Source organism: Streptomyces sp. NPDC107471, assembly GCF_055582845.1.
Genome location: NZ_JBVJPC010000001.1, coordinates 422,477 through 446,122, shown reverse-complemented (window position 1 = coordinate 446,122; position 23,646 = coordinate 422,477). Strand labels below are relative to the sequence as shown.

The following is a 23,646-nucleotide window of genomic DNA, read 5'->3' as shown; positions in this document are numbered from 1 at the left end:
GCCCGATCGCGACGGCCTGACGTGCCGGGCGGGTCGCGGGTGAGCGCCGACCCGATGTCGGCGGTGTGGTGCAGACTGGCCTGATCGGCACCACGTGCAGGGAGCTCACCGTGATCGCGTCCAACGGAAAGGGACCGTCGTACCTCGTAAAAGCGGGGCAGTGCCAGGCCCAGGTCGACCCCCTGGCCGCCCTGCGCGCACCCGGCGACCCGCCCTGGGACGTCTACCTCACCGGCACCGTCTTCCTCGACATCGTCTTCACCGGGCTCGGCTCCGCCCCGGTGCGCGGCACCGAGTCCTGGGCACGCGGGATGGGGTCGAGCCCCGGCGGGGTGGCGAACATGGCGACCGCCCTGGCCCGGCTCGGGATGCGCACCTCGCTGGCCGCGGCCTTCGGCGACGACCACTACGGCGAGTACTGCTGGGACGCCCTGGAGCAGGGCGAGGGCATCGACCTCTCCCCGTCCCGCCGGGTCCCCGGCTGGCACTCCCCGGTCACCGTGTCGATGGCCTACGAGGGCGAGCGCACCATGGTCTCCCACGGTCACGAACCGCCCCCCGAGGAGCCCGCCCCGGACTGCCCCCCACGCGCGCGTGCGGCGGTGGCCTCGCTGGAGCCGGGCCGGCGCGCCCCCTGGATCGCCCAGGCGGCCCGCAAGGGCACCCGCGTCTTCGCCGACGTCGGCTGGGACGAGACCGGCGCCTGGGACCTGGCGGGCCTCGCCGACCTCGAACACTGCGAGGCCTTCCTGCCGAACGCGCAGGAGGCGATGCGCTACACCGGCGCCTCCTGCCCCCGCGAGGCCGCCCACGCCCTCACCGAGCACGTGCCGCTCGCCGTGGTCACCCTCGGCGCGGAGGGCGCGTACGCCGTGGACCGGCGCACCGGGGAGGCCGCCGAGGTCCCCGCGATCGAGGTCGAGGCGCTCGACCCGACCGGCGCCGGGGACGTCTTCGTGGCCGGCTTCGTCACCGGCACCCTCGCGGGCTGGCCGCTGGCGGACCGGCTGGCCTTCGCCGGCCTGACCGCCGCCCTCTCCGTCCAGGAGTTCGGCGGCTCGCTGTCCGCGCCGGGCTGGTCCGAGATCGGCGCCTGGTGGCGCACGGTCCACTCGGTCGCCTCGCAGGACCCGACCGCACTGCGCCGGTACGCCTTCCTGGCGGACCTGGTCCCGGAGGAGACGGCCCCCGGCTGGCCGCTGCGGCGGGCGGTGCCGACGATCGGCTTCGGCAGGTCGGGCTGACTCAGCGGTCCGCGGCCCGCTCCAGGATCGACAGCACCTGTTCCCGCACCACTTCGCCGGCCTCGGCGGGCAGCGCCCCGAGTGCCGTGCCGCGCAGGGCGTCGAGCACATCCTCCGCGCCCGTGTCGCAGGGCACGCTCCCGGTCAGGAAGTCGTAGCCGTCGCGGACGGCGACGCGCAGCACGGGGCGCTCGCCGGCGTGCACGGCGGTGGCGACGACCAGGGGCGGCGGGCCGCCCGGGGCCTCGGCCACCTTGCGGTAGCCGCTGACCAGCGGGTCCTCCCAGTGCAGGCTCAGCAGCAGCGGCTTCTTGGCGAGCAGCTCGGCGAGGTCGGTCTCGAACGGCCCCTCCGCGGCCAGCACCCGCGCGCGGGCGCCCAGGACGAGGGCCGCGGGCAGCAGACAGCGCAGGGTGCTGCCGACGACGTTCCCGCCGACGGTGGCGGTGCGGCGCACGGCCCCGGTGCCGACGCCCGCCGCGGCCCGGCGCAGCACCTCCGGCACGCGGTCGTCGATCCGGTGCAGCAGGACCGCCGCCCCGACCTCCCCGGCCCCGAGGACGTTCGCCTCCGGCACCTCGCGCAGTGACACCGCCTGCTCGGGGAAGCCGTCGCGTTGCCACGCGGCCCACACGAGCGTGGCGCCGCCGACGGGTATCGCCCCGTCGGACAGGCACTCCTGTGCCTCGGGCAGGGAGGTGGGCAGACGCAACAGCACGGGCTTCCCGCTTTCTCCGTACGGACTCCGGGGGCCGCCACCGTCGTCGAGGTTGTCGAACACACGTGGCAGCGAGCGCATTCTCCCCGGCGTGCGGGGGGAGCATGCAGGGCTCACCGCTGCATCGAGGGCGCCCCGGTCATCGAAAAGCCCTACGGCGTTGTCGGTGCACCGTCGTACCCTTGAATCCGCGAGGCCGCCTCCACAGGTGCGGCCGTGACGAGGAGGAACCGCAGGCCTTAAGCGCCGGCCCATGACTCAGACACCCACAGGTCACAGCCCCGCGCAGGGGCAGGCGAGAGCACAGTTCACCGTCCCCGCCCAGCACCCCATGGTCTCGGTACTGGGGTCCGGCGACTCGCTCCTGCGCGTGATCGAGAAGGCCTTCCCGGCGGCCGACATCCATGTCCGGGGCAACGAGATCAGCGCGACCGGCGCGGCGGCGGACGTCGCGCTCGTCCAGCGCCTGTTCGACGAGATGATGCTGGTGCTCCGCACCGGACAGCCGATGACGGAGGACGCAGTGGAACGCTCGATCGCCATGCTGCGAGCGAGCGAGAACGGGACGAGCGACGGCCAGGAGACCCCGGCCGAGGTGCTCACGCAGAACATCCTGTCCTCGCGCGGCCGCACCATCCGCCCCAAGACCCTCAACCAGAAGCGGTACGTCGACGCGATCGACAAGCACACGATCGTCTTCGGCATCGGCCCCGCCGGTACCGGCAAGACCTACCTCGCCATGGCCAAGGCGGTGCAGGCCCTGCAGTCCAAGCAGGTCAACCGCATCATCCTGACCCGCCCCGCGGTGGAGGCGGGGGAGCGGCTCGGCTTCCTCCCGGGCACGCTCTACGAGAAGATCGACCCCTACCTGCGCCCGCTGTACGACGCCCTGCACGACATGCTGGACCCGGACTCGATCCCGCGGCTGATGGCGGCCGGGACGATCGAGGTCGCGCCGCTGGCGTACATGCGCGGTCGTACCCTGAACGACGCCTTCATCATTCTCGACGAGGCCCAGAACACCTCCCCCGAGCAGATGAAGATGTTCCTCACCCGGCTCGGCTTCGACTCGAAGATCGTGATCACCGGTGACGTGACGCAGGTCGACCTGCCCAACGGCACCAAGTCCGGGCTGCGGCAGGTGCAGGACATCCTGGAGGGCGTGGAGGACGTGCACTTCTCCCGCCTGTCGTCCCAGGACGTCGTACGGCACAAGCTGGTCGGCCGTATCGTCGACGCGTACGAGAAGTACGACACCGAGAACGGTACGGAGAACGGCACCCACAAGGGCGGCCGGAACAAGCGGAAGTAGACAAGCCAGCACCATGTCGATCGACGTCAACAACGAGTCCGGAACCGAGGTCGACGAGCAGGCGATCCTCGACATCGCCCGCTACGCGCTCGCGCGGATGCGCATCCACCCGCTCTCCGAGCTCTCGGTGATCGTCGTGGACGCGGACGCCATGGAGCAGTTGCACATCCAGTGGATGGACCTGCCGGGGCCCACCGACGTCATGTCGTTCCCGATGGACGAGCTCAGGCCGCCCAGCAAGGACGACGACGAGCCCCCGCAGGGCCTCCTCGGCGACATCGTGCTCTGTCCCGAGGTCGCCAAGAAGCAGGGCGAGGAGGCCGAGACGCAGCACTCCATGGACGAGGAGCTCCAGCTCCTCACCGTCCACGGCGTGCTGCACCTGCTCGGCTACGACCACGAGGAGCCGGACGAGAAGGCCGAGATGTTCGGCCTCCAGGCGGCCATCGTGGACGGATGGCGGCAGGAGAAGGGGCTCACCGGTCCGTCCCCCGCGCCGACCGTCTCATGAGCCTGCCCCTCGTCTCCGGCGCCATCGCCCTGGTCGTCGTCGCCTGGCTCGCCGCCTGCGCGGAGGCGGGCCTCGCGCGCGTCTCCAGCTTCCGCGCCGAGGAAGCCGTCCGCACCGGCCGGCGGGGCAGCGCCAAGCTCGCGCAGATCGCCGCCGACCCGACCCGCTATCTCAACGTGGCGCTGCTGGTGCGCGTGGCCTGCGAGATGGCGGCGGCCGCCCTGGTCACCTACGCCTGCCTCCAGGAGTTCCCCGGCACCACCCGCGCCCTGCTGGTCGCGATCGGGGTCATGGTGCTCGTGTCGTACGTCGCCGTCGGCGTCTCCCCGCGCACCATCGGACGCCAGCACCCGCTCAACACGGCGACCGCGGCGGCGTACGTCCTGCTGCCGCTGGCCCGGATCATGGGCCCGATCCCGTCGTTGCTGATCCTCATCGGCAACGCCCTCACGCCGGGCAAGGGCTTCCGCAGGGGCCCGTTCGCCTCCGAGGCGGAGCTGCGCGCGCTGGTCGACCTCGCGGAGAAGGAGTCGCTGATCGAGGACGAGGAGCGCCGCATGGTGCACTCGGTCTTCGAACTGGGCGACACGCTGGTGCGGGAGGTCATGGTGCCGCGCACCGACCTCGTCGTCATCGAGCGCTACAAGACGATCCGGCAGGCGCTGACGCTCGCCCTGCGCTCGGGCTTCTCGCGCATCCCCGTGTCCGGGGAGAGCGAGGACGACATCGTGGGGATCGTGTATCTGAAGGACCTGGTCCGCAAGACGCACATCAGCCGGGACGCGGAGAGCGAGCTGGTGTCCACGGCCATGCGGCCGGCCGTCTTCGTGCCCGACACCAAGAACGCCGGCGACCTGCTGCGCGAGATGCAGCAGGACCGCAACCACGTCGCCGTGGCCATCGACGAGTACGGCGGCACGGCGGGCATCGTCACCATCGAGGACATCCTGGAGGAGATCGTCGGCGAGATCACCGACGAGTACGACCGGGAGCTGCCGCCGGTGGAGGACCTCGGCGAGGACCGCCACCGGGTCACGGCCCGTCTCGACATCACCGACCTGGGCGAGCTGTACGGACTCGACGAGTACGACGACGAGGATGTGGAGACCGTCGGAGGACTGCTGGCGAAGGCGCTGGGCCGGGTGCCCATCGCCGGGGCGTCGGCGGTCGTCGAGCTCCCGGACGGGCGCGGGCTGCGGCTGACCGCGGAGGCCGCCGCCGGACGCCGGAACAAGATCGTGACGGTTCTGGTGGAGCCGGTGGGCGTCCTCGAACCCGCCGTGGAGGAGAAGGAGTCCGAGTGACCCCCCAGGAGCTGCGCGCCCTCTGTCTGTCGTTCAACGCGGTGGTGGAGGACTTCCCGTTCAACCCCGAGACCTCGGTCTTCAAGGTGCTCGGCAAGCTCTTCGCCCTGACGAACCTGGACGCGCGGCCCCTGACCGTCAACCTCAAGTGCGACCCGGAGGACGCGATCCGGCTGCGCGCCGACCATCCCGGGCTGATCGTCCCCGGGTACCACATGAACAAGCGCCACTGGAACACCGTCACCGTCGACGGCGACCTCCCGGACCGCATGGTCAGGGAGCTCGTCGAGGACTCGTACGACCTGGTGGTGGCCGGTCTGCCGCGCGCGGAACGGCTCAGGCTCGACCGCCCCTGAGCGCCTCCCCGGCCCCGGCTGACGGGGCGCACTTCGTATGCTCCTGTCATGACCGACAACAGTGCGCTTGACCCCGAGGACCGCAAGATCGTCACGCTGGCCCGTTCGGCGCGGGCCCGCAACGGCGTGCCCGAGGGGGCGGCCGTACGGGACGAGACCGGGCGGACCTATGTGGCGGGGACCGTGGAGCTGGCGTCCCTGAAGCTGAGCGCGTTGCAGACGGCGGTGGCCATGGCGGTGGCGTCCGGGGCGAAGTCCCTGGAGGCGGCGGCCGTGGTGACGGAAGCGGAATCGGCCTCCGAGGCGGACCGGGCGGCCGTGCGGGATCTCGGCGGGCCGGGGACGCCGGTGCTGGTTGCAGGCGTCGACGGCAGCGTGCGCGCCACTGTGATCGCCGGCTGATACCCCCGGTAACACTTGGCCGGAATTCCGGCTTGCCCTTCCCCGTCCCACCCGCATCAATGGAACCGGAAGTTCCGACGGACCGTCAGATCCCAGCTCGCGCGGCGTCCCGCACCACGTCCCGTGAAGGCCGGCCGTCCGTCGGGACGCACCCCCCGTCCATCCCCACATGGCAGCCCCCACCACGGGAAGGGAACCGGATTCCATGAAAGGCAAGCGCACAGGCACCGGTGCGGCACTGGCGGTCGGCACGCTCGCGGCCGTCGGGCTCGCGTTCGCGCCCGCCGCCCTGGCCGTCACCCCGGACACGGCGACCATCGACGCGGACTGCGGCATCTACGGCAGCGGCCAGGCCACGCTCACCGCCACCCAGGACGGCACCGCCGCCACCCTCACCGTCACCTCGGCGATCAACGCCCCGCTCGCCCTGAGCGAGGACTCGATCACCTCGACCCTCACCCTCGTCGACGCGAACGGCGGCACGACCACCTTCACCGGCACGGAGAACCCCGCCATCGCGGCCGGCGACCCGGTCACGGTCGGTCCGCTGAGCGGCACGGTGGCGTCCGGCGACAGCCTGGAGTCGTACGGCGGTTCGCTCCAGATCGTCGTCTTCGGGATCACCGTGACCTGCACGGCGACCGGCCCGCAGGCTCCGGGTCCGTTCGTCTTCGACTGAGCTCCCGGACCGGTACGGCCGAGCAGGTCCTCTGGTTGCCGCAGAAACTGACATGCCGTCAGGTTTCTGCGGCAACTCCATTGACTTCTCACGCGATCCACACATCAATGCCCCCTGTCGGCACAGGACTTCAGGAGCTTTCGGAGGGGGCACATCCATGGGTTCGACGACTCGAAGACGCCGTCTGGTGTCCTTCCTCGGGGCGACCGCGCTCGCGGTCACCGCGGGCGGCGCACTGGCCTGCCCGGCCGGTGCCGCCACCGACGTGGACTTCGCCACGCACTGCATCCCGCCCGCGGTCGCGGGCATCCCGCCGATCGACGGCACCACGACGGCCCGGGTCGCCGTGGACAACGCCAGTCCCAAGGTGGGCGACACCGTCACCGTGACGTACACGGTGGTCAAGCCCGCCGCCAGCAACCCCACGGCCATCGCCCTGCCGGCCGACATCATGACGCCCACCGGCAAGGTGTCCCTGGGCGGCGCCCAGACCGGTGCCGTCACGGTCGCGGGCCCCAAGAAGAACGACCCGGTGCCCGGCAACGGCGCCTTCCCGTCGTTCTCCATGACCGGCACCTTCAAGGTCACCGCCCCCGGCGCGATCACGCTCTCGCCCGGCGACTACAACATCCACACCAGCTACATCCTCGAACTGGACACGCCCTGCACCGTGATCACCCCGCCCGCCCCGGTCTCCGAGACGGTCACCGCGACGGACGCCAACCCCGTCAACGAGCGGGACATCGCGCTGGGTTCGGCCTCCGGGAAGCCCGGCGACAGCGTCACCGTCACCGGCAGCAAGTTCACCCCGGGCGCGAGCGTCACCCTGGCCGGACGGTCCGGCGACACCCAGACCGCGGACACCGCGACCGTCACCGCCGACTCCGCCGGCGCCTTCAGCGGGGCGCTCGTCGTCAACGACAAGACCACCACCGGAGTCGTCGCGTACGAGGGCGGCGCGTGGAGCGACGCCAAGGGAGCGGGGCCGAGGGCGTACGTCGTCATCGACGACACGCCCGTACCCGCGGGCAGCCAGAAGGTCACCACCACCGTGCGGGCCGGCACGCTGTCCATGTCCCAGGCCGGGGACGCCGTCAGCCTCTCGGCGGTGGACTACGGCAAGGGCGGCGCCTCGACCGGCGACCTCAACAAGGTGACCGTGCAGGACTTCCGCGGCGGACCCGCCGGCTGGTCCCTCACCGGCAAGGTCACCGACTTCACCGGACCCGGCGCCAAGATCGACGCGGGCGCGCTGAGCTGGAGCCCGACCTGCGCCACCAAGGCGGGCAGCCCGAGCGCCTGCCAGGCCGGTTCCGCCGGCACGGTCGGAGCCGCGGGCGCGACCCTCGCGTCCACCCCCGACTCCGCGCTCACCGGCGGTGAGTTCACCGTGGACGCGGGACTCTCGCTGAACGTGCCGGCGTTCACGCCGGTCGGCACGTACTCCGGCGTCCTCACCCTCACGCTTAGCTGACCGTACGGGCGCCCGCACCCGCCCGTCCCGTCCTTCTCGCACCCGTGGGGGGCCGCACCCATGCGCAAGCTGTACGTCCTTGTCCTGAGCCTGTTCCTGGTCACGGCCGCCGCGCCCGCGTACGGCGCCGACAACGGCACCTGGTCCGTGTATCCGGCCGCCTCCCGGATCGCCGCGCGGCCCTACTTCTACCTGTCCGCCGACCCCGGGCGGACCATCGACGACAAGGTGGTCGTCAGCAACAAGGCCAGCCGGCCGCTGACCTTCCGGCTCTACGCCGCCGACGCCTACAACACCGCCCGCGACGGCGGTTTCGCGGTGCGCACGGTCGCCGAGCGGCAGCGCGGGGTGGGGGCCTGGACGTCGCTCGCGAAGTCCCGGGTGACCGTCCCGCCGCACGGCAGGGTCACCGTGCCGTTCACCCTGTCGGTGCCCGAGGGGGCCGAACCGGGCGACCATGCCGGTGCGCTGGTGGCGCTGGACGAACGGGTCGACAAGGGGGAGGGGGCGGTGGCGCTCGGCGTGCAGCGGGCCGTCGCCGCGAGGATCTATCTGCGGGTGGGGGGACCCACCGTGCCGGCGATCGCCGTCGAGGACGTCCGGGTCGGCCATCACCAGCCGCTGGTGCCGGGGCTGGGGGACAGCGGGGCGACGATCTCGTACACCCTGCGCAACACCGGCAACGTCACCCTGGACCCGAAGGTGGAGCTACGGGCGACAGGACTGTTCGGCCGGACCCTGCTGGCCCGTCAACTCGCGCGGATTCCTGGGGAGTTGCTGCCGGGTCAGCGGGTCCGCCTGACCGAGCCGTGGCACGGCTCGCCCCAACTCGACTGGGGGAAGGTGACGTTGACGGCGAGCGCGAAGGGCACGCGGGAGTCGTCGAGTGCGGGGTTCTTCGCGTTGCCGTGGCTGGTCGCGGTGGTGCTGTTCGTGGCGGGTGGTGTGGGAGGGGGAGTGTGGGTTCGCGCGCGGCAGCGGACCGGTGGGGGCCGGCCGCGCCCGCGCGGCGGAGCCGCACATTGAACACAGCCCCGCGCCCCTGACGGGGCCCTCCTCGTGCCGCCCTACAGTGCGTCGGTGCCGCGCTCGCCCGTCCGCACCCGTACGACCGTCTCCACCGGCAGGGCCCACACCTTGCCGTCGCCGATCTTGCCGGTGTGGGCGGCCTTGACGATCGCGTCGATGACCGTGTCCGCGTCGGCGTCGTCCACGACGACCTCGATGCGGACCTTGGGCACCAGGTCGACCTGGTACTCGGCGCCCCGGTACACCTCGGTGTGGCCGCGCTGCCGGCCGTAGCCGCTGGCCTCGGTCACGGTCAGGCCGTGCACGCCGATCTCCTGGAGCGCGGTCTTGACCTCGTCGAGGCGGTACGGCTTGACGATCGCGGTGATGAGCTTCATGCCTGGGTCTTGACCTTCTGGGCGGAGGGGACGACGGACGCGCTGACCGGGGCACCGTGGCCCAGGACGCCGTGATCGTATGCCGTCTCGGCGTGCACCGTAAGGTCCAGGCCGGTGTGCTCGTGCTCCTCGTCGGCCCGGAAGCCCATCACCTTGTCGATCAGCTTCCCGAGGCCGTACGTGACCAGGAAGGCGTACGCCCCCACGGCCGCCACGGCCACCAGTTGCTTCCCGAGCTGGGCGAGCCCGCCGCCGTACACCAGGCCCTCCGTGCCGCCGGTCATCTCCTTCACCGCGAACACGCCGATCAGGAGCGTGCCGATGACCCCGCCGACCAGGTGCACACCGACGACGTCCAGGGAGTCGTCGTAGTTCAGCCTGAACTTCCAGCCCACCGCGTAGGAGCAGACGACACCCGCGGCGAGGCCGACGACGAGCGCGCCGAGCAGGGAGACCGAGCCGCAGGACGGGGTGATCGCGACCAGGCCCGCGACCGCGCCGGACGCGGCGCCGAGCGTGGTCGGGTGGCCGTCGCGCCGCTGCTCGACGAAGAGCCAGCCGAGCAGTCCGGTGCAGCCGGCGGCCAGCGTGTTGAGGAAGGCGGCCGCCGCGAGGCCGTTGGCGCCGAGGGCCGAGCCCGCGTTGAAGCCGAACCAGCCGAACCAGAGCAGCCCCGCGCCCAGGACGACCATCGGCAGGTTGTGCGGGCGCATGGCGTCCTTCTTGAAGCCCAGACGCGGGCCGAGGACCAGCGCGAGCGCCAGGCCGGAGGCGCCGGAGGTGATCTCGACGGGCAGACCGCCCGCGAAGTCGAGCGCGCCGAGCTTGTCCAGGACCCAGCCGCCCGGGCCCCACACCCAGTGGGCGACGGGAACGTATACGAGCAGCGCCCAGACCGGCACGAACACCAGCCAGGCCGCGAATTTCGCCCGGTCCGCGATCGCGCCGCTGATCAGCGCCGCCGTGACGATCGCGAAGGTGAGCTGGAAGGTGGCGAACAGGAGGGTGGGGACGGTGCCCTGGACGCTGTCGGGGCGGAGTCCGGCCATGCCGGCGTGGTCGAGGCCGCCGATCAGTCCGCCGCCGATGTCGTCGCCGAAGGCGAGGGAGTAGCCGGCCGCCAGCCACACGACCGTGACCAGGGCGATCGAGACGAAGCTCATCATCAGCATGTTGAGGACGCTCTTCGTGCGGACCATGCCGCCGTAGAACAGGGCGAGCCCCGGGGTCATCAGCAGGACGAGGGCGGTGGCGGCGAGCAGCCAGGCGGTGTCACCGGTGTCGATCTCAGCGGCGTGTGCGGCGGCGAGGGTCACGGTCGTCTCCAACGGTGTCGGGGCTCGTCAGAGGTTCACCGGCCCGCGTTTCCGGCCGAGTACACCGGTGTTTCCGCGATGTTTCGTTGCGTGGAGGTTTCCGGGATCTCACCGGAACGCGGGCACTCGGGCGCCTGTGCGGCGGGGCTCCGTGGATCAGGGAGAATGGGGCGCATGAGCGTTCGCAGTCAGTCATCCGAGCCGTCGGCATCGTCGGAGGCCCCCCACCGCGCCGGCTTCGCCTGCTTCGTGGGCCGCCCCAACGCGGGCAAGTCCACCCTCACGAACGCTCTGGTCGGCCAGAAGGTGGCGATCACCGCCAACCAGCCGCAGACCACGCGGCACACGGTGCGGGGAATCGTGCACCGGCCGGACGCCCAGCTCATCCTGGTCGACACCCCCGGCCTCCACAAGCCGCGCACCCTGCTGGGGGAGCGGCTGAACGACGTGGTGCGCACCACGTGGGCCGAGGTCGACGTGATCGGGTTCTGCCTCCCGGCGAACGAGAAGCTGGGCCCCGGTGACCGTTTCATCGCCAAGGAGCTCGCGGGGATCAAGAAGTCCCCGAAGGTCGCGATCATCACCAAGACGGACCTGGTCGACTCCAAGACGCTCGCCGAGCAGTTGATCGCCGTCGACCAGCTCGGCAAGGAGCTGGGCATCGAGTGGGCGGAGATCGTCCCGGTGTCGGCGACCGCGAACAAGCAGGTGGACCTGCTGGCGGACCTGCTGATCCCGATGCTTCCGGAGGGCCCGCCGCTCTACCCCGAGGGCGATCTCACGGACGAGCCCGAGCAGGTCATGATCGCCGAGCTGATCCGCGAGGCCGCCCTCGAAGGCGTCCGCGACGAGCTCCCGCACTCCATCGCGGTGGTCGTCGAGGAGATGCTGCCCCGCGAGGACCGCCCCGCCGACAAGCCCCTCCTCGACATCCACGCCTTCGTCTACATCGAGCGCCCCAGCCAGAAGGGCATCATCATCGGCCCCAAGGGCAAGCGCCTGAAGGAGGTCGGCATCAAGAGCCGCAAGCAGATCGAGGCCCTGCTCGGCACACCGGTCTTCCTGGACCTGCACGTCAAGGTGGCCAAGGACTGGCAGCGGGACCCCCGGCAGTTGCGCAAGCTGGGGTTCTAGGGGGCCGAAGGGGTCCAGGGGGTCGCCTTCCGGGGGGTCAGGTCCTGGAGGCCCACCACTCTGAGCAGTTGCAGTCGTTCGTACGCGTCCGTCCCCGGGCGGGCCGTGTGCACGACCAGGAGGTGGTGGTGCTCGTGGCTGACCATGACCTCGCAGTCGAGTTCCAGCAGGCCTACCACGGGGTGGACGAAGCGCTTGGTCGCCTTGTCGCGCTGGGACACCTCGTGTTCGTCCCACAGGCGCGCGAACTCCTCGCTGGCCGCCCGTAGTTCGGCGACCAGTGCGTTCGGTTCCGGATCGTCGGGGCGGGCCGCGGTCACCGCGCGCAGGGTGGCCACCTGGGTGCGCGCGTGGTCCGCGAGGTCCTCCTCGGGGAACAGCGTGCGCGCGGTCGGGTCCAGGAAGAAGCGGCGGGTCAGGTTGCGCTCCGCCCGCGGACGCGACATCGCGTCGCCGACCAGCGCCTTGGCCATCGCGTTCTGCGCCAGCACCTCGCCGTAGTCGTTGACCACCTGCGCCGGGGTGTCGTGCAGCCGGTCGAGGATCAGCAGCAGCCCCGGGCGGACGTGCGCGGACGCCGTCTCGCGGCGCGGGGGCTCCTCGCCCACCAGGTGGAACAGATGGTCCTGCTCCACGTCCGTCAGACGCAGCGCCCGGGCCAGCGAGGTCAGCATCTGACGGGACGGGCGCGGACCCCGGGACTGCTCCAGCCGGGTGTAGTAGTCCACGGACATCCCCGCGAGCTGGGCCACCTCCTCGCGGCGCAGGCCGGGCGTGCGGCGCCGCGGACCCGGTGTCAGGCCCACGTCGGACGGGTTCAGCCGGGCGCGGCCGCGGCGCAGGAAGTCGGCGAGTTCGGCTCGGTTCACCCCTCCAGCGTGCGGCACCCCGGCCGGCTTATCCAGGGACTGTCGATCCCCTGATCAAGAGGTCTCTCCCGGCACGTGCCCGGCCGTTCCACGCTGGTCCGGACGTGACGGACGAGAGGAGCAGAACATGCTGACACTGGTGACAGGTGTGACGGGGCAGGTCGGCCGCCGCTTCGTGCCGAGGCTGCTGGCGCAGTCCCGGCCGGGCGAGCGGGTGCGGGTCCTGGTGCGGGACGCCGCGCGCGGCGAACCCTTCGCGGCGCTCGGCGCCGAGGTCGTCGTGGGAGATCTGCGGGACACCGAGGCGCTCGGCAAGGCCGTCGCCGGGGCGGACGCGGTCGTGAACGTCGCCGCAGCCTTCCGCGGAGTACCGGACGAGGAGGCGCGGGCCGTCAACCGGGACGCGGCGGTGGAGCTCGGCCGGGCCGCGGCGGCCTCCGGCGTCCGGCGGTTCGTGCAGGTCAGCACCGGCCTCGTGTACGGCACCGGACGCGGCCGCCCGCTCACCGAGGACGACGAGTCCCGGCCGGGCGGGGGCATGTGGGGCGCCTACCCGGAGTCGAAGGCGGCGGCCGAGCGGGAGCTCGCGGCACTGGACGGGCTCGACCTGCGCATCGGACGGCTTCCCTTCGTCTACGGCGAGGGAGACCCGCATCTCGCGCAGTCGCTGATGTGGGCGAAGAACTGGGCGTCGGCCCAGCGGCTGCACGTCGGGCACCACGCGGACGTGGCCCAGGGGCTGCTGCGGATCCTGCACGCGCCGGGGATCGCGGGGCGGGTCTACAACATCGCCGACGACGCCCCGGTGACCGCGGTGGAGTTGCACCAGCTCAACGGGGCCGAGATCCCGGAGGAGCTGTACGAGCGGGTGGATCCCGATCCGTGGCTGGTGATCATGTCCACGGAGCGGATTCGTAGGGAGCTGGGGTATCGGCCGGTGTATCCGTCTGTTTATGCGGCTCGGGAGGCGGGGGCGCTCTGAAAAGCAGGACGGTGGTCGGCTGCGGGCCGGTGGGGGCTGGTCGCGCAGTTCCCCGCGCCCCTGGGGACGCCGTCCAGCCGGAGCGGTGCTCACCTCTGGGCACTGAGCAGCTCCCGGTACCAGGCGTACGACGCCTTCGGGGTCCTGGCCAGGGTGTCGAAGTCGACGTGCACCAGCCCGAACCTGCGGGCGTACCCCTCCGCCCACTCGAAGTTGTCCATCAGCGACCACACGAAGTACCCGCGCACGTCCACTCCCGCCTCGACCGCTCGGTGCAGGGCGCGGACGTGGCCGTCCAGGTAGGCGATCCGGTCCTGGTCGTCGACGCCCTCGTAGGAGCAGCCGTTCTCGGTGACGACGACGGGCGGGAGCCGGTCGCCGTAGCGCTCGCGCATGCCGGTGAGGAGTTCGGTCAGGCCCTCCGGGACCACCGGCCAGCCGAAGTCCGTCACCGGGACGTCCTCGATCTCCCTGACGGAGAAGGGGAGTTCGGCGGGGATCGTGAGGCCCCCGAACTCGATGTCCGCGCCCTGCGGGGCGCCCACGCGGGTCGGGGCGTAGTAGTTGACGCCGTAGAAGTCGAGCGGTTCGGAGATGACCTTCAGGTCGGCCGCCACATCGCCCGGCATCAGCTCGCCCAGCCCCGCGGGGTAGGCGCCGAGCAGCAGCGGGTCCGCGAACAGCCGGTTCAGGAGCAGGTCGTAGAAGTCGGCCGCCTCCAGGTCCGGTTGCTCCTGGGAGGCGGGCCAGGTGGGGCCGTGGGAGTTGGCGATCCCGATGTCCGTGGCACCGGCCGCGCGCAGGGCCTGTACGGCCAGACCGTGGCCCAGGAGCTGGTGGTGGGCGGCGGGCAGCGCGTCGAACATGAGCTGCTGGCCCGGCGCGTGGGCGCCGAGCGCGTGGCCGAACAGGGTGTGCTCGGCAGGTTCGTTGAGGGTGATCCACTTGTCGACGCGGTCGCCGAGACGGTCGGCGACCACGCCCACGTGCTCGGCGAACCGGGAAGCGGTGTCCCGCTCCAGCCAGCCGCCCTCGTCCTGGTGTGCCACCGGCAGGTCCCAGTGGAAGAGCGTCGGGACCGGACGGACGCCCGCCGCGACCAGTTCGTCCACGAGACGGTCGTAGAAGTCGAGGCCCTTCTCGGAGCGCACCCGGGGCCAGGAGACCGAGAAGCGGTACGCGTCCACGCCCAGGCCGGCCAGCAGGGCCACGTCCTCGCGGTAGCGGTGGTAGTGGTCGCAGGCCACCTCGGCCGTCGAGCCGTCCTTCACCCGCCCCGGCCGGGCCGTGAAGGTGTCCCACACGGACCGCTCGCGCTTGTCCGCCGCGCCCTCGATCTGATGGGCCGAGGTCGAGACGCCCCACAGGAAGCCGGCCGGGAACCGGGGAACCGCACGCTCTTCAGTCGCCATGCGCCGGATCATCGGTACCGGCGGGTAGCAAAGTCAACGGGCAAGCGGGAACAACCAGTTACGCGCCCTCTTTGAGGACCTTCGAGATCAGCTCGCGCTGTTCGTCCGTCAGCCGGGGGTCGGCCGCGTAGACCGTCCGGCCGTCCACGGTGATCTCGTAGCTGAAACCGTCCGGGACGCCGATCGGCGGGGTGCCCCGGCCGGCGGCGACCGCCTTCTCGGCCAGGGCCTGCCACGCGGGGGCATCGGGCCGCCCGGAGGTGTCGACCTCCTTGTGCCGCTCGATGCCCGCGAACCCGCCCGTGCGCCGCACCTGAATACGCATGGGTCCCTGTCTAGTACGGACTCACAGAATCCGCACCCCGACCTGCTCCCAGGCCTTCGACACGGCCTGCAACTCCTCGCTGCCGTCGCCGAAGCGCGCACGGGCCGCCTTCACGGTGAGCCCCGCGAAGTCGTTGAACAGGGCGCGGTCGCCCAGCTCGCCGCCGGTCAGCACGTCGTACCAGATCTGGCCCGCGCGCTCCCAGGCGTGGCCGCCGAGGGCGGTCGCGGCCAGGTAGAACGCGTGGTTGGGGATGCCGGAGTTGATGTGCACGCCGCCGTTGTCACGGCCGGTGCGGACGTAGTCGTCCATGGTCGCCGGCTGCGGGTCCTTGCCGAGCACGTCGTCGTCGTAGGCGCTGCCGGGCTCCTTCATCGAGCGCAGCGCCTTGCCGGAGACGCCGGGCGCGAGCAGGCCCGCGCCGATCAGCCAGTCGGCCTCGGCGGCGGTCTGGCCGAGCGTGTACTGCTTGATGAGCGAGCCGAAGACGTCGGACATCGACTCGTTGAGGGCGCCCGGCTGGCCGTAGTAGGTGAGGTTCGCCGTGTACTGGGTGACGCCGTGGGTGAGTTCGTGGCCGATGACGTCGATCGGGATGGTGAAGTCGAGGAAGATCTCGCCGTCACCGTCGCCGAACACCATCTGCTCGCCGTTCCAGAAGGCGTTGTTGTAGCCCTCGTCGAAGTGCACGGTGGCGTCGAGCGGGAGGCCGTCGCCGTCGATGGAGTGCCGGGTGTACGCCTTCAGGTAGAGGTCGAAGGTGGCGCCGAGACCGGCGTAGGCGCGGTTGACGGTGGCGTCCTGGCCGGGCTCGGAGCCCTCGGCGCGGACCTTGGTGCCGGGCAGGTCGGTCCGGTGCCCGGCGTCGTAGACGGTGCGCAGCGGCTGGTCCGAGGGTGCCTTCGCCTGCGGCGCGGCGGCGAGGGAGAACTCCGCCGTCACCCGCCGTTTGCCGCGCAGTTCGCTGTCGCGGACCAGAGTGCGCTGGGCGGGACGGGAGAGTGCGGGGTCCTCGTTGCGGGCGAGCTTGTCGAGGACGTGTGGTGGTACGACCGTGCAGAAGACGGGCTCGAAGCCCCCGTGTGTCGTCATGCCCGGCACCCTTGCACTGCGTGATGGGCTTGTCACTAGGTGCCACCATGATTGGTGAAATGTAGGGATACGGAGACCCGTCGCCGGTTGCTCTGTGCTACCGGGTGGCCATCGGTCCCGCATACTGATACGGAACCGCCCATCCGGATGGGCTCGGCTACAGTGACTCGCATCATGCGTTTCGGGCTGCTTCTTCTTAGCTGCCGCGGCGAGGGCCTGTAGTCCAGGTCGACTCCCTCCCCGCGGAGCTTCGCGTTGCGTGTCGGCCGTCCTTCCCGGACATCCTGAGGAGCCCCGCAATCATGGCGAACCGCCAGCAGCCCAGCACCATGCCGATCCACAAGTACGGCCAGTACGACCAGGTCGACATCCCGGACCGCACCTGGCCGGACAAGCGGATCACCGTCGCTCCCCGCTGGCTCTCCACCGACCTGCGCGACGGCAACCAGGCCCTGATCGACCCGATGTCGCCCGAGCGCAAGCGCCGGATGTTCGACCAGCTCGTCAAGATGGGCTACAAGGAGATCGAGGTCGGGTTCCCGGCGTCCGGCCAGACGGACTTCGATTTCGTACGGTCGATCATCGAGGAGCCGGGCGCGATCCCGGACGACGTGACGATCTCCGTACTGACCCAGGCCCGCGAGGACCTGATCGAGCGGACCGTGGAGTCGCTGAAGGGCGCCAAGCGCGCCACCGTGCACCTGTACAACGCCACCGCGCCCGTCTTCCGCCGCGTGGTCTTCCGGGGCTCCAAGGACGACATCAAGCAGATCGCCGTCGACGGCACCCGCCTGGTGATGGAGTACGCCGAGAAGCTGCTGGGCCCGGAGACGGAGTTCGGCTACCAGTACTCGCCGGAGATCTTCACCGACACCGAGCTGGACTTCGCGCTGGAGGTCTGCGAGGCGGTGATGGACGTCTACCAGCCCGGTCCGGGCCGCGAGATCATCCTCAACCTGCCCGCCACGGTGGAGCGTTCGACCCCCTCGACGCACGCCGACCGCTTCGAGTGGATGCACCGCAACCTGTCCCGCCGCGAGTACGTCTGCATCTCGATCCACCCGCACAACGACCGCGGCACCGCCGTCGCCGCCGCCGAGCTGGCGCTGATGGCCGGCGCCGACCGCGTCGAGGGCTGTCTGTTCGGGCAGGGCGAGCGCACCGGCAACGTCGACCTGGTCACCCTGGGCATGAACCTGTTCTCGCAGGGCGTCGACCCGCAGATCGACTTCTCCGACATCGACGAGATCCGTCGTACGTGGGAGTACTGCAACCAGATGGAGGTCCACCCGCGCCACCCGTACGTGGGCGACCTGGTCTACACGTCCTTCTCCGGCTCCCACCAGGACGCCATCAAGAAGGGCTTCGACGCCATGGAGGCCGACGCGGCCGCGAAGGGCGTCACCGTCGACGACATCGAGTGGGCGGTCCCGTACCTGCCGATCGACCCCAAGGACGTCGGCCGCTCCTACGAGGCCGTGATCCGGGTCAACTCGCAGTCCGGCAAGGGCGGCATCGCGTACGTCCTGAAGAACGACCACAAGCTGGACCTGCCCCGCCGGATGCAGATCGAGTTCTCGAAGATCATCCAGGCGAAGACGGACGCCGAGGGCGGCGAGGTCACCGGCTCCGACATCTGGGCGACCTTCCAGGACGAGTACCTGCCGAACCCCGGGAACCCGTGGGGCCGCATCCAGGTCAAGAACGGCCAGTCGACCACGGACACCGACGGCGTGGACACGCTGAAGGTGGAGGCCACGGTGGACGGCGTCGACACCATCCTGACCGGCTCCGGCAACGGCCCGATCTCCGCGTTCTTCGACGCGCTGGCGAAGGTCGACATCGACGCCCGGCTGCTGGACTACCAGGAGCACACGATGAGCGAGGGCGCCTCCGCGCAGGCCGCCTCCTACATCGAGTGCGCGATCGACGGCAAGGTTCTGTGGGGAATCGGCATCGACGCGAACACGACGCGTGCGTCGCTGAAGGCGGTCGTCTCCGCCGTCAACCGAGCCGCTCGATAATCCCTCTGACCGGCGGTTTCGGGGCCTTGGTCGCTGTATACGGCGATCAAGGCCCCGTCGTTTATCGGCCATCGGTACGTGGAGGTCACGAGCAGGTCTCGTCGGGGGTGCTGACTCCGCCTCACTGATGTGGCTAACATCACGCAAGCGCGGCGATGTTGCCGCGCAGTCACGTGGAGGTGCGACGTGCTGCCAGGACGGGGACGAAACAGCCGTGCTGCCGGGCCTGCGCGCCTCCTGGGCACCCGCGTCGCCTGGACCACCGTCGGCGACGGCGAGTTCTTCTGCCCCGGATGCGGGGGCGACCGCAACTTCCAGCGGCTGACCGGCCGTCGGCGCGTGGTCTTCCTGGGCGTCCCGGTCCTGCCGCGCGGCGACACCGGCCCGGTGGTGGAATGCGCGGCCTGCCGACGCCACTTCGGCACGGACGTCCTCGACCACCCCACCACGACCCGCTTCTCGGCGATGCTCCGCGACGCCGTCCACACGGTCGCGCTCGCGGTCCTGGCGGCGGGCGGCACCTGCTCGCGCACCTCCCTGGAGACCGCGGCCGCCGCGGTCCGCGCGGCGGGCTTCGACGACTGCACGGAGGAGCAGCTAGAAACCCTGGTCGAGGCCCTCGCCGAGGACACCGGCCGGGTCCACGACCGCCCCTGCGGAGCCGGCCTCGCCATAGAGCTCCACGAGGCCCTCGACCCGCTCGCCCCCCACCTCGCCCCGGCGGGCCGTGAGTCGATCCTCCTCCAGGGGGCCCGTATCGCCCTCGCGGACGGCCCGTACACCCCGGCCGAGCGGGACGCCCTCACCACGGTGGGCGCGGCCCTGACGATCTGCGCGGACGACGTCAGCCGGCTCCTGGCGGCGGCCCGGACCCCGTCCTGATACTCCCCGGGGAGTAGTCGGCGGCCCGGGACACCCGCGGCAGTAACCCCCGACTCGCCCTCAGGCCCGACGAACCACGGCCCTCGCGCCGGAAGTCTGGAACCGAACCCAGACGTCCGACCGGAGGGAGGCCCGTCGATGAGGGCCGCAAAGATGAGCGCACGGCGACGACGGGCCGTGCCCTGGCTCGTGCTGGGGCTGTGGATCGTGGTGCTGGCCGCGGTGTCGCCGTTCGCGTCGAAGCTCGGGGACGTGCAGCACGACCGGGCCGTGGACTATCTGCCGGCGAGCGCGGACTCGACGCAGGTCGCGAGGGTCCAGGACCGGCTGCCCGGGGGCGAGGCCACCGAGATGGTCGTCGTCTACCACCGGGACGGCGGGCTGACGGCGGCCGACCGGGCGACCGCGGCCGACCAGATCGGGCGGATCGCGGACGAGCACGCGCTGACCGCCGAGCCGCGGGGCGTGCCGTCCGCGGACGGCACCACCCTGATGTACCCGGTCGCCAGCACCGAGCCGGGCACCGACGAGAAGGCCCGCGACCGGCTCGTCAACGCCGTGCGGGACGTCGCCCGCGGCGGGAACGGCCTCGGCGTCGACGTCGGCGGGGAAGGAGCCCTCGCCACCGACGCCGGCGAGGTCTACGACTCGCTCGGCGGGCCGCTGCTCTACACCACCGCCGGGGTCGTCGCCCTGCTGCTGATCCTCATCTACCGCAGCCCGCTGCTGTGGCTGGTGCCGCTCGGCGTCGCGGGCATGTCGGAGTTCCTGGCCCGGGCCGTCGCCTACGGCCTCAACCAGGGCTTCGGGACCTCGGTCACCGGTCAGAGCGGGGGCATCATGACGATCCTGGTGTTCGGCGCCGGCACCGACTACGCCCTGCTGCTCGTCTCCCGCTACCGGGAGGAGCTGCGGCGGACCGAGCGGCCCTACGACGCCATGGCGGCCGCGCTGAGGGGCTGCGGGCCGGCCGTGCTCGCCTCCTCCGGGACCGTGGCCGCGGGACTGCTCTGCCTGCTCGCCGCCGACCTCAACAGCAGCCGCGGCATGGGCCCGCTGGGCACGGTCGGGGTGCTGGTCGCGCTGGTCGCGATGCTGACGCTGCTGCCCGCGGTCCTGGTCCTGCTCGGCCGCCGGGTGTTCTGGCCCCTCGTGCCCCGCTACGGCAGCACCCCCAAGGTCCGCCGGTCCCTGTTCGCCGCCATGGGCAGCTCGGCCGGGCGGCGCCCGCTCACCGTGCTCGCGGGCGGGGCGGTGCTGCTCGGGGCGCTCGCGCTCGGCGTGCTGAACCTGCCCGGCAGCCTCAAGCAGGAGGACTCCTTCACCAGCAAGCCCGACGCGGTCGCCGCCATGGGCACGCTCGCCGCGGCCTATCCGGACCGGGGCACCCAGCCCATCACCGTCATCACCCCGGCCGACCGCGCCGACGCCACCCTCACCGCGGTCCGCGGCACCGAGGGCGTCGACAGCGCCGCCAAGGGCCGTACCGGGGACGGCTGGACAGAGATCTCCGTCACCGCGAAGGACGCCCCCGAGTCCGCCGGGGAGACCGCGACCATCAAGGCCCTGCGCGCCGAACTCGACGGTTCCTACGTCGGCGGGCCCAGCGCCGAGCAGCTCGACCTGAAGGACACCAACAGCCGCGACCGGATGATCGTCGTGCCGATCGTCCTCGTCTCCGTGCTGCTCATCCTCGTCGCCCTGCTGCGGTCCCTGGTCGCGCCGCTGCTCCTGGTGGCCGCCGTGGTCGCCGTGTGGGCCGCGGCCCTCGGCATCGGCGGGCTGGTCTTCGGGCCGGTGTTCGGCTTCGAGGGCACCGATCCCGGGCTCGGGCTGCTGTCCTTCGTGTTCCTGGTCGCCCTCGGCGTGGACTACGGCATCTTCCTGATGCACCGCATGCGCGAGGAGTCCCTCGCCGGCGCCGAACCGGTCACCGCGGCCCTCACCGCGCTCCGGACCACGGGCGGGGTCATCGCCTCGGCCGGACTCGTCCTCGCGGCCACCTTCGCGGTGCTCGTCAACATGCCGCTGGTGCAGCTCGTCGAGCTGGGGTTCGTGATCGCGGTGGGCGTGCTGCTCGACACCTTCCTCGTGCGGACCTACCTGGTCACCAGTGCGGCCGTCGCGCTGCGGCGCAAGGTGTGGTGGCCGGGGGCGCTGTCCCGGGCGCCCGAGCCGCCCGTACCGGCCGAGCGCCAGCCGGAATCGGTGTGACGAAATCGCTCCAGGGCGCTCTTCCCTCCCGGAAGGGCGCCCTCCGGCCCGAGGATGGCACCGTGCAGGAGACCACGAGACCCCGGCTGGGCGAGCGGATCATGGCGGCGGTCAACCGCGACCCGCGGACCGCCCCGCACGGCACCCGCAACGACGCGCTGCTCGCCGTCGTGCTGGCGGCGGCCGCCGTCTGCGGCGGCCTGTTCGTCGACGACGGCCGCCGCCCGGACGCCCTCGGCTGGACGCTGCTGCTCGCCGCCCACGTGCCGCTCGTGTGGCGCCGCCGCCGCCCACTGCTCGTGCTGGCCGCGATGGTGGTGCTGATCGCGCCGTACCACGCCCTCGACAACAACCACGCGGCCCCCACCCTCGTCACCTACGTCGCCCTCTACACGGTCGCCGTCACCGGCCGTCCCCTGCGGACGGTCCTGACGGGTGCCGCCGTGCTGAGTGTCTCGCTGACCGTGATGCTCACCGTCAACGCCCACCGGGCCCTCGAACTGCTGCAGACCTCCGGCTGGATCATCGCCGTCCTGTTCTGCGGCATCGACGTCCGCTACTACCGCCAGTACGTCTCCTCCATCGTCGAGCGCGCGGTCCGCGCCGAACGGACCCGCGAGGAGGAGGCCCGCCGCCGGGTCGCCGAGGAGCGCCTGCGCATCGCCCGCGACCTGCACGACCTGCTCGCCCACAGCATCACCCTCATCGGCGTGCAGACCTCGGTCGCCGCGCACGTCCTGGCCGCCGACCCCGAGCGGCTGGACCGGGGAGCGGTCGCGGGGGCCCTCGACGACATCGCCGAGACCTGCCGCACCGCGCGCGGCGAACTCCGTACGACGCTGGAGGTGCTGCGCGAACACGGCCCCCAGGACACCCGCGGCCCGCTGCCCGGCCTCGACGGACTGCCCGACCTCGTCGCGGCCGCGCGGCTCGCGGGCGCCCGCGTCGAGCAGGACCTGCGCGTGCGCACCGACCCGCCGCCCGCCGTGGGTGCCGCCGCCTACCGGATCGTCCAGGAGGCGCTCACCAACGCGGTCCGGCACGCGGGCCCCGCACCCGCCGTCCGCCTGAGGCTGTACGACGAACCGGGCGCCCTGCGGGTCTCGGTGACCGACGACGGCACCGGCCCCCTCCCCGGCGGTACCCCCGGCTTCGGGCTGGTCGGCATGCGGGAGCGGGCCCGCAGCGTCGGTGGCACACTCGACGCCGGACCACGCCCGGACGGCGGGTTCGAGGTGACGGCGGCGCTGCCGCTCGCCGTGGGGGAGGGAACCGTATGACCATCCGTGTGCTGCTCGCCGACGACCAGACCCTGGTGCGGGCCGCGTTCGCCATGCTCGTCGAGTCGGCGCGGGACATGGAGGTCGTGGGAGAGGCGGCGGGCGGGCGGGAGGCCGTGGCCGTGGCCCGCGCGGTGCGGCCCGACCTGGTGGTGATGGACATCCGCATGCCCGACCTCGACGGCATCGAGGCGACCAGGCTCATCGCCGCCGACGAGGACCTCGCCGGAGTGCGGGTCCTGGTGCTGACCACCTACGACACCGACGAGAACATCGTGGAGGCACTGCGCGCGGGCGCCTCCGGCTTCCTGGTGAAGGACACCCGGCCGGCCGAACTCCTGGACGCCATCCGCACGGTGGCGGCCGGCGAGGCGCTGCTGTCCCCGGGGCCGACCGGACGGCTGATCGAGCGGTTCCTGCGCAGTCCCTCGGTACCGGTAACGGGCGGCGGCCCCGAATGCCTGTCCGACCGGGAGCGCGAGGTGCTGGCGCTGGTCGCGCGGGGCCTGAACAACACCGAGATCGCGGAGGCGCTGGGCCTGAGCCCGCTCACCGCCAAGACCCACGTCAGCCGGATCATGGGAAAGCTGGGGGCCCGGGACCGGGCCCAACTGGTCATCGTGGCCTACGAGTCGGGCATGGTGACCCCGGGCACCCCGTAGCGCGCGCCGGTCCTCCCGTACGGGGTGCGGGGGCGCCGACCCCTGTAC

Annotated in this window: 23 protein-coding genes; 16 read left to right on the top strand and 7 right to left on the bottom strand. The window is 71.8% G+C overall.

From position 1 onward, the window contains the following. The first annotated feature begins 110 nt into the window (after positions 1-110). A complete protein-coding gene (locus ACZ66S_RS02000) occupies positions 111-1,244 on the top strand; it encodes a carbohydrate kinase family protein (RefSeq protein WP_469898985.1) in 1,134 nt (377 codons plus the stop codon). A gap of 1 nt (position 1,245) precedes the next feature. Here ACZ66S_RS02000 and ACZ66S_RS01995 read toward each other — a convergent pair whose 3' ends face one another. Next, on the bottom strand, positions 1,246-1,962 hold the full coding sequence (locus tag ACZ66S_RS01995) for an FAD binding domain-containing protein (RefSeq protein WP_469898984.1): 717 nt from the start codon (positions 1,960-1,962) through the stop codon (positions 1,246-1,248). A gap of 253 nt (positions 1,963-2,215) precedes the next feature. Here ACZ66S_RS01995 and ACZ66S_RS01990 point away from each other — a divergent pair, with 253 nt between their 5' ends. The 8 genes from ACZ66S_RS01990 (at position 2,216) to ACZ66S_RS01955 (ending at position 9,026) form a co-directional block, all read left to right on the top strand. Beyond that, positions 2,216-3,274: a PhoH family protein gene (locus ACZ66S_RS01990; RefSeq protein ID WP_078959977.1), complete on the top strand. Its 1,059-nt coding sequence runs from the start codon at positions 2,216-2,218 to the stop codon at positions 3,272-3,274. Positions 3,275-3,287: 13 nt separating this feature from the next. Beyond that, a complete protein-coding gene (ybeY, locus tag ACZ66S_RS01985) occupies positions 3,288-3,785 on the top strand; it encodes an rRNA maturation RNase YbeY (RefSeq protein WP_053849756.1) in 498 nt (165 codons plus the stop codon). Further along, a complete protein-coding gene (locus tag ACZ66S_RS01980; RefSeq protein ID WP_469898983.1) occupies positions 3,782-5,089 on the top strand; it encodes a hemolysin family protein in 1,308 nt (435 codons plus the stop codon). The genes ybeY and ACZ66S_RS01980 overlap by 4 nt, the downstream gene beginning before the upstream one ends. Then, positions 5,086-5,445 carry an MmcQ/YjbR family DNA-binding protein gene (locus ACZ66S_RS01975; RefSeq protein ID WP_469898981.1) on the top strand — a complete coding sequence of 120 codons (360 nt, stop codon included), beginning with the start codon at positions 5,086-5,088 and terminating at the stop codon, positions 5,443-5,445. Before ACZ66S_RS01980 ends, ACZ66S_RS01975 begins: the two co-directional genes overlap by 4 nt. A gap of 48 nt (positions 5,446-5,493) precedes the next feature. Then, entirely contained in the window at positions 5,494-5,847 is a 354-nt protein-coding gene (locus ACZ66S_RS01970; RefSeq protein WP_469898980.1) for a cytidine deaminase, read from the top strand. 205 nt (positions 5,848-6,052) lie between these two features. After that, positions 6,053-6,526, top strand: coding sequence for a hypothetical protein (locus ACZ66S_RS01965; protein WP_469898979.1), 474 nt, complete (start codon positions 6,053-6,055; stop codon positions 6,524-6,526). A gap of 157 nt (positions 6,527-6,683) precedes the next feature. Then, positions 6,684-8,000, top strand: a complete 1,317-nt coding sequence (locus ACZ66S_RS01960) for a WxL domain-containing protein (protein WP_469898978.1) — start codon at positions 6,684-6,686, stop codon at positions 7,998-8,000. A gap of 60 nt (positions 8,001-8,060) precedes the next feature. Continuing rightward, a complete protein-coding gene (locus tag ACZ66S_RS01955) occupies positions 8,061-9,026 on the top strand; it encodes a DUF916 domain-containing protein (RefSeq protein WP_469898977.1) in 966 nt (321 codons plus the stop codon). A gap of 41 nt (positions 9,027-9,067) precedes the next feature. On the opposite strand, the gene ACZ66S_RS01950 is transcribed toward ACZ66S_RS01955, so the two are convergent. Continuing rightward, positions 9,068-9,406, bottom strand: a complete 339-nt coding sequence (locus ACZ66S_RS01950) for a P-II family nitrogen regulator (protein WP_469898975.1) — start codon at positions 9,404-9,406, stop codon at positions 9,068-9,070. Further along, a complete protein-coding gene (locus ACZ66S_RS01945; protein WP_469898974.1) occupies positions 9,403-10,722 on the bottom strand; it encodes an ammonium transporter in 1,320 nt (439 codons plus the stop codon). The genes ACZ66S_RS01950 and ACZ66S_RS01945 overlap by 4 nt, the downstream gene beginning before the upstream one ends. 165 nt (positions 10,723-10,887) lie before the next feature. On the opposite strand from ACZ66S_RS01945, the gene era reads away from it, so the two are divergent. After that, positions 10,888-11,856 (top strand): GTPase Era, encoded by a 969-nt coding sequence (gene era, locus ACZ66S_RS01940; RefSeq protein WP_469898972.1) that lies wholly within the window; start codon positions 10,888-10,890, stop codon positions 11,854-11,856. On the opposite strand, the gene ACZ66S_RS01935 is transcribed toward era, so the two are convergent. Further along, entirely contained in the window at positions 11,853-12,725 is an 873-nt protein-coding gene (locus tag ACZ66S_RS01935; RefSeq protein ID WP_469898971.1) for a helix-turn-helix transcriptional regulator, read from the bottom strand. The two genes, era and ACZ66S_RS01935, sit on opposite strands and share 4 nt — an antisense overlap. Before the next feature lie 127 nt (positions 12,726-12,852). Here ACZ66S_RS01935 and ACZ66S_RS01930 point away from each other — a divergent pair, with 127 nt between their 5' ends. Further along, on the top strand, positions 12,853-13,707 hold the full coding sequence (locus ACZ66S_RS01930; protein ID WP_469898969.1) for an NAD-dependent epimerase/dehydratase family protein: 855 nt from the start codon (positions 12,853-12,855) through the stop codon (positions 13,705-13,707). Between the two features lie 89 nt (positions 13,708-13,796). Here the strand turns inward: ACZ66S_RS01930 and ACZ66S_RS01925 are convergent, their stop codons facing one another. Genes ACZ66S_RS01925 through ACZ66S_RS01915 form a run of 3 tightly spaced genes read right to left on the bottom strand, consistent with a single transcriptional unit; the run spans position 13,797 to position 16,536 of the window. Then, positions 13,797-15,131 carry a GH1 family beta-glucosidase gene (locus ACZ66S_RS01925; protein WP_469898968.1) on the bottom strand — a complete coding sequence of 445 codons (1,335 nt, stop codon included), beginning with the start codon at positions 15,129-15,131 and terminating at the stop codon, positions 13,797-13,799. Positions 15,132-15,177: 46 nt separating this feature from the next. Then, the gene (locus ACZ66S_RS01920; RefSeq protein WP_469898967.1) at positions 15,178-15,444 is read right to left on the bottom strand and encodes a protealysin inhibitor emfourin; all 267 of its coding nucleotides are present in this window, start codon (positions 15,442-15,444) and stop codon (positions 15,178-15,180) included. A 21-nt stretch (positions 15,445-15,465) separates the two neighbouring features. Next, on the bottom strand, positions 15,466-16,536 hold the full coding sequence (locus ACZ66S_RS01915; protein ID WP_469898966.1) for a M4 family metallopeptidase: 1,071 nt from the start codon (positions 16,534-16,536) through the stop codon (positions 15,466-15,468). Positions 16,537-16,838: 302 nt separating this feature from the next. Between ACZ66S_RS01915 and leuA the strand changes: the two genes are divergently transcribed. From leuA to ACZ66S_RS01890, 5 genes are all read left to right on the top strand, one after another. After that, positions 16,839-18,560 carry a 2-isopropylmalate synthase gene (gene leuA, locus ACZ66S_RS01910; RefSeq protein ID WP_469898965.1) on the top strand — a complete coding sequence of 574 codons (1,722 nt, stop codon included), beginning with the start codon at positions 16,839-16,841 and terminating at the stop codon, positions 18,558-18,560. Positions 18,561-18,746: 186 nt separating this feature from the next. Continuing rightward, positions 18,747-19,442, top strand: coding sequence for a TerB family tellurite resistance protein (locus ACZ66S_RS01905; protein ID WP_469898963.1), 696 nt, complete (start codon positions 18,747-18,749; stop codon positions 19,440-19,442). 138 nt (positions 19,443-19,580) lie between these two features. Then, a complete protein-coding gene (locus ACZ66S_RS01900; protein WP_469898962.1) occupies positions 19,581-21,656 on the top strand; it encodes an MMPL family transporter in 2,076 nt (691 codons plus the stop codon). Next, positions 21,653-22,936 (top strand): sensor histidine kinase, encoded by a 1,284-nt coding sequence (locus ACZ66S_RS01895; RefSeq protein WP_469898961.1) that lies wholly within the window; start codon positions 21,653-21,655, stop codon positions 22,934-22,936. Before ACZ66S_RS01900 ends, ACZ66S_RS01895 begins: the two co-directional genes overlap by 4 nt. Further along, a complete protein-coding gene (locus ACZ66S_RS01890; protein WP_469898960.1) occupies positions 22,933-23,598 on the top strand; it encodes a response regulator transcription factor in 666 nt (221 codons plus the stop codon). Before ACZ66S_RS01895 ends, ACZ66S_RS01890 begins: the two co-directional genes overlap by 4 nt. Positions 23,599-23,646 lie beyond the last annotated feature (48 nt).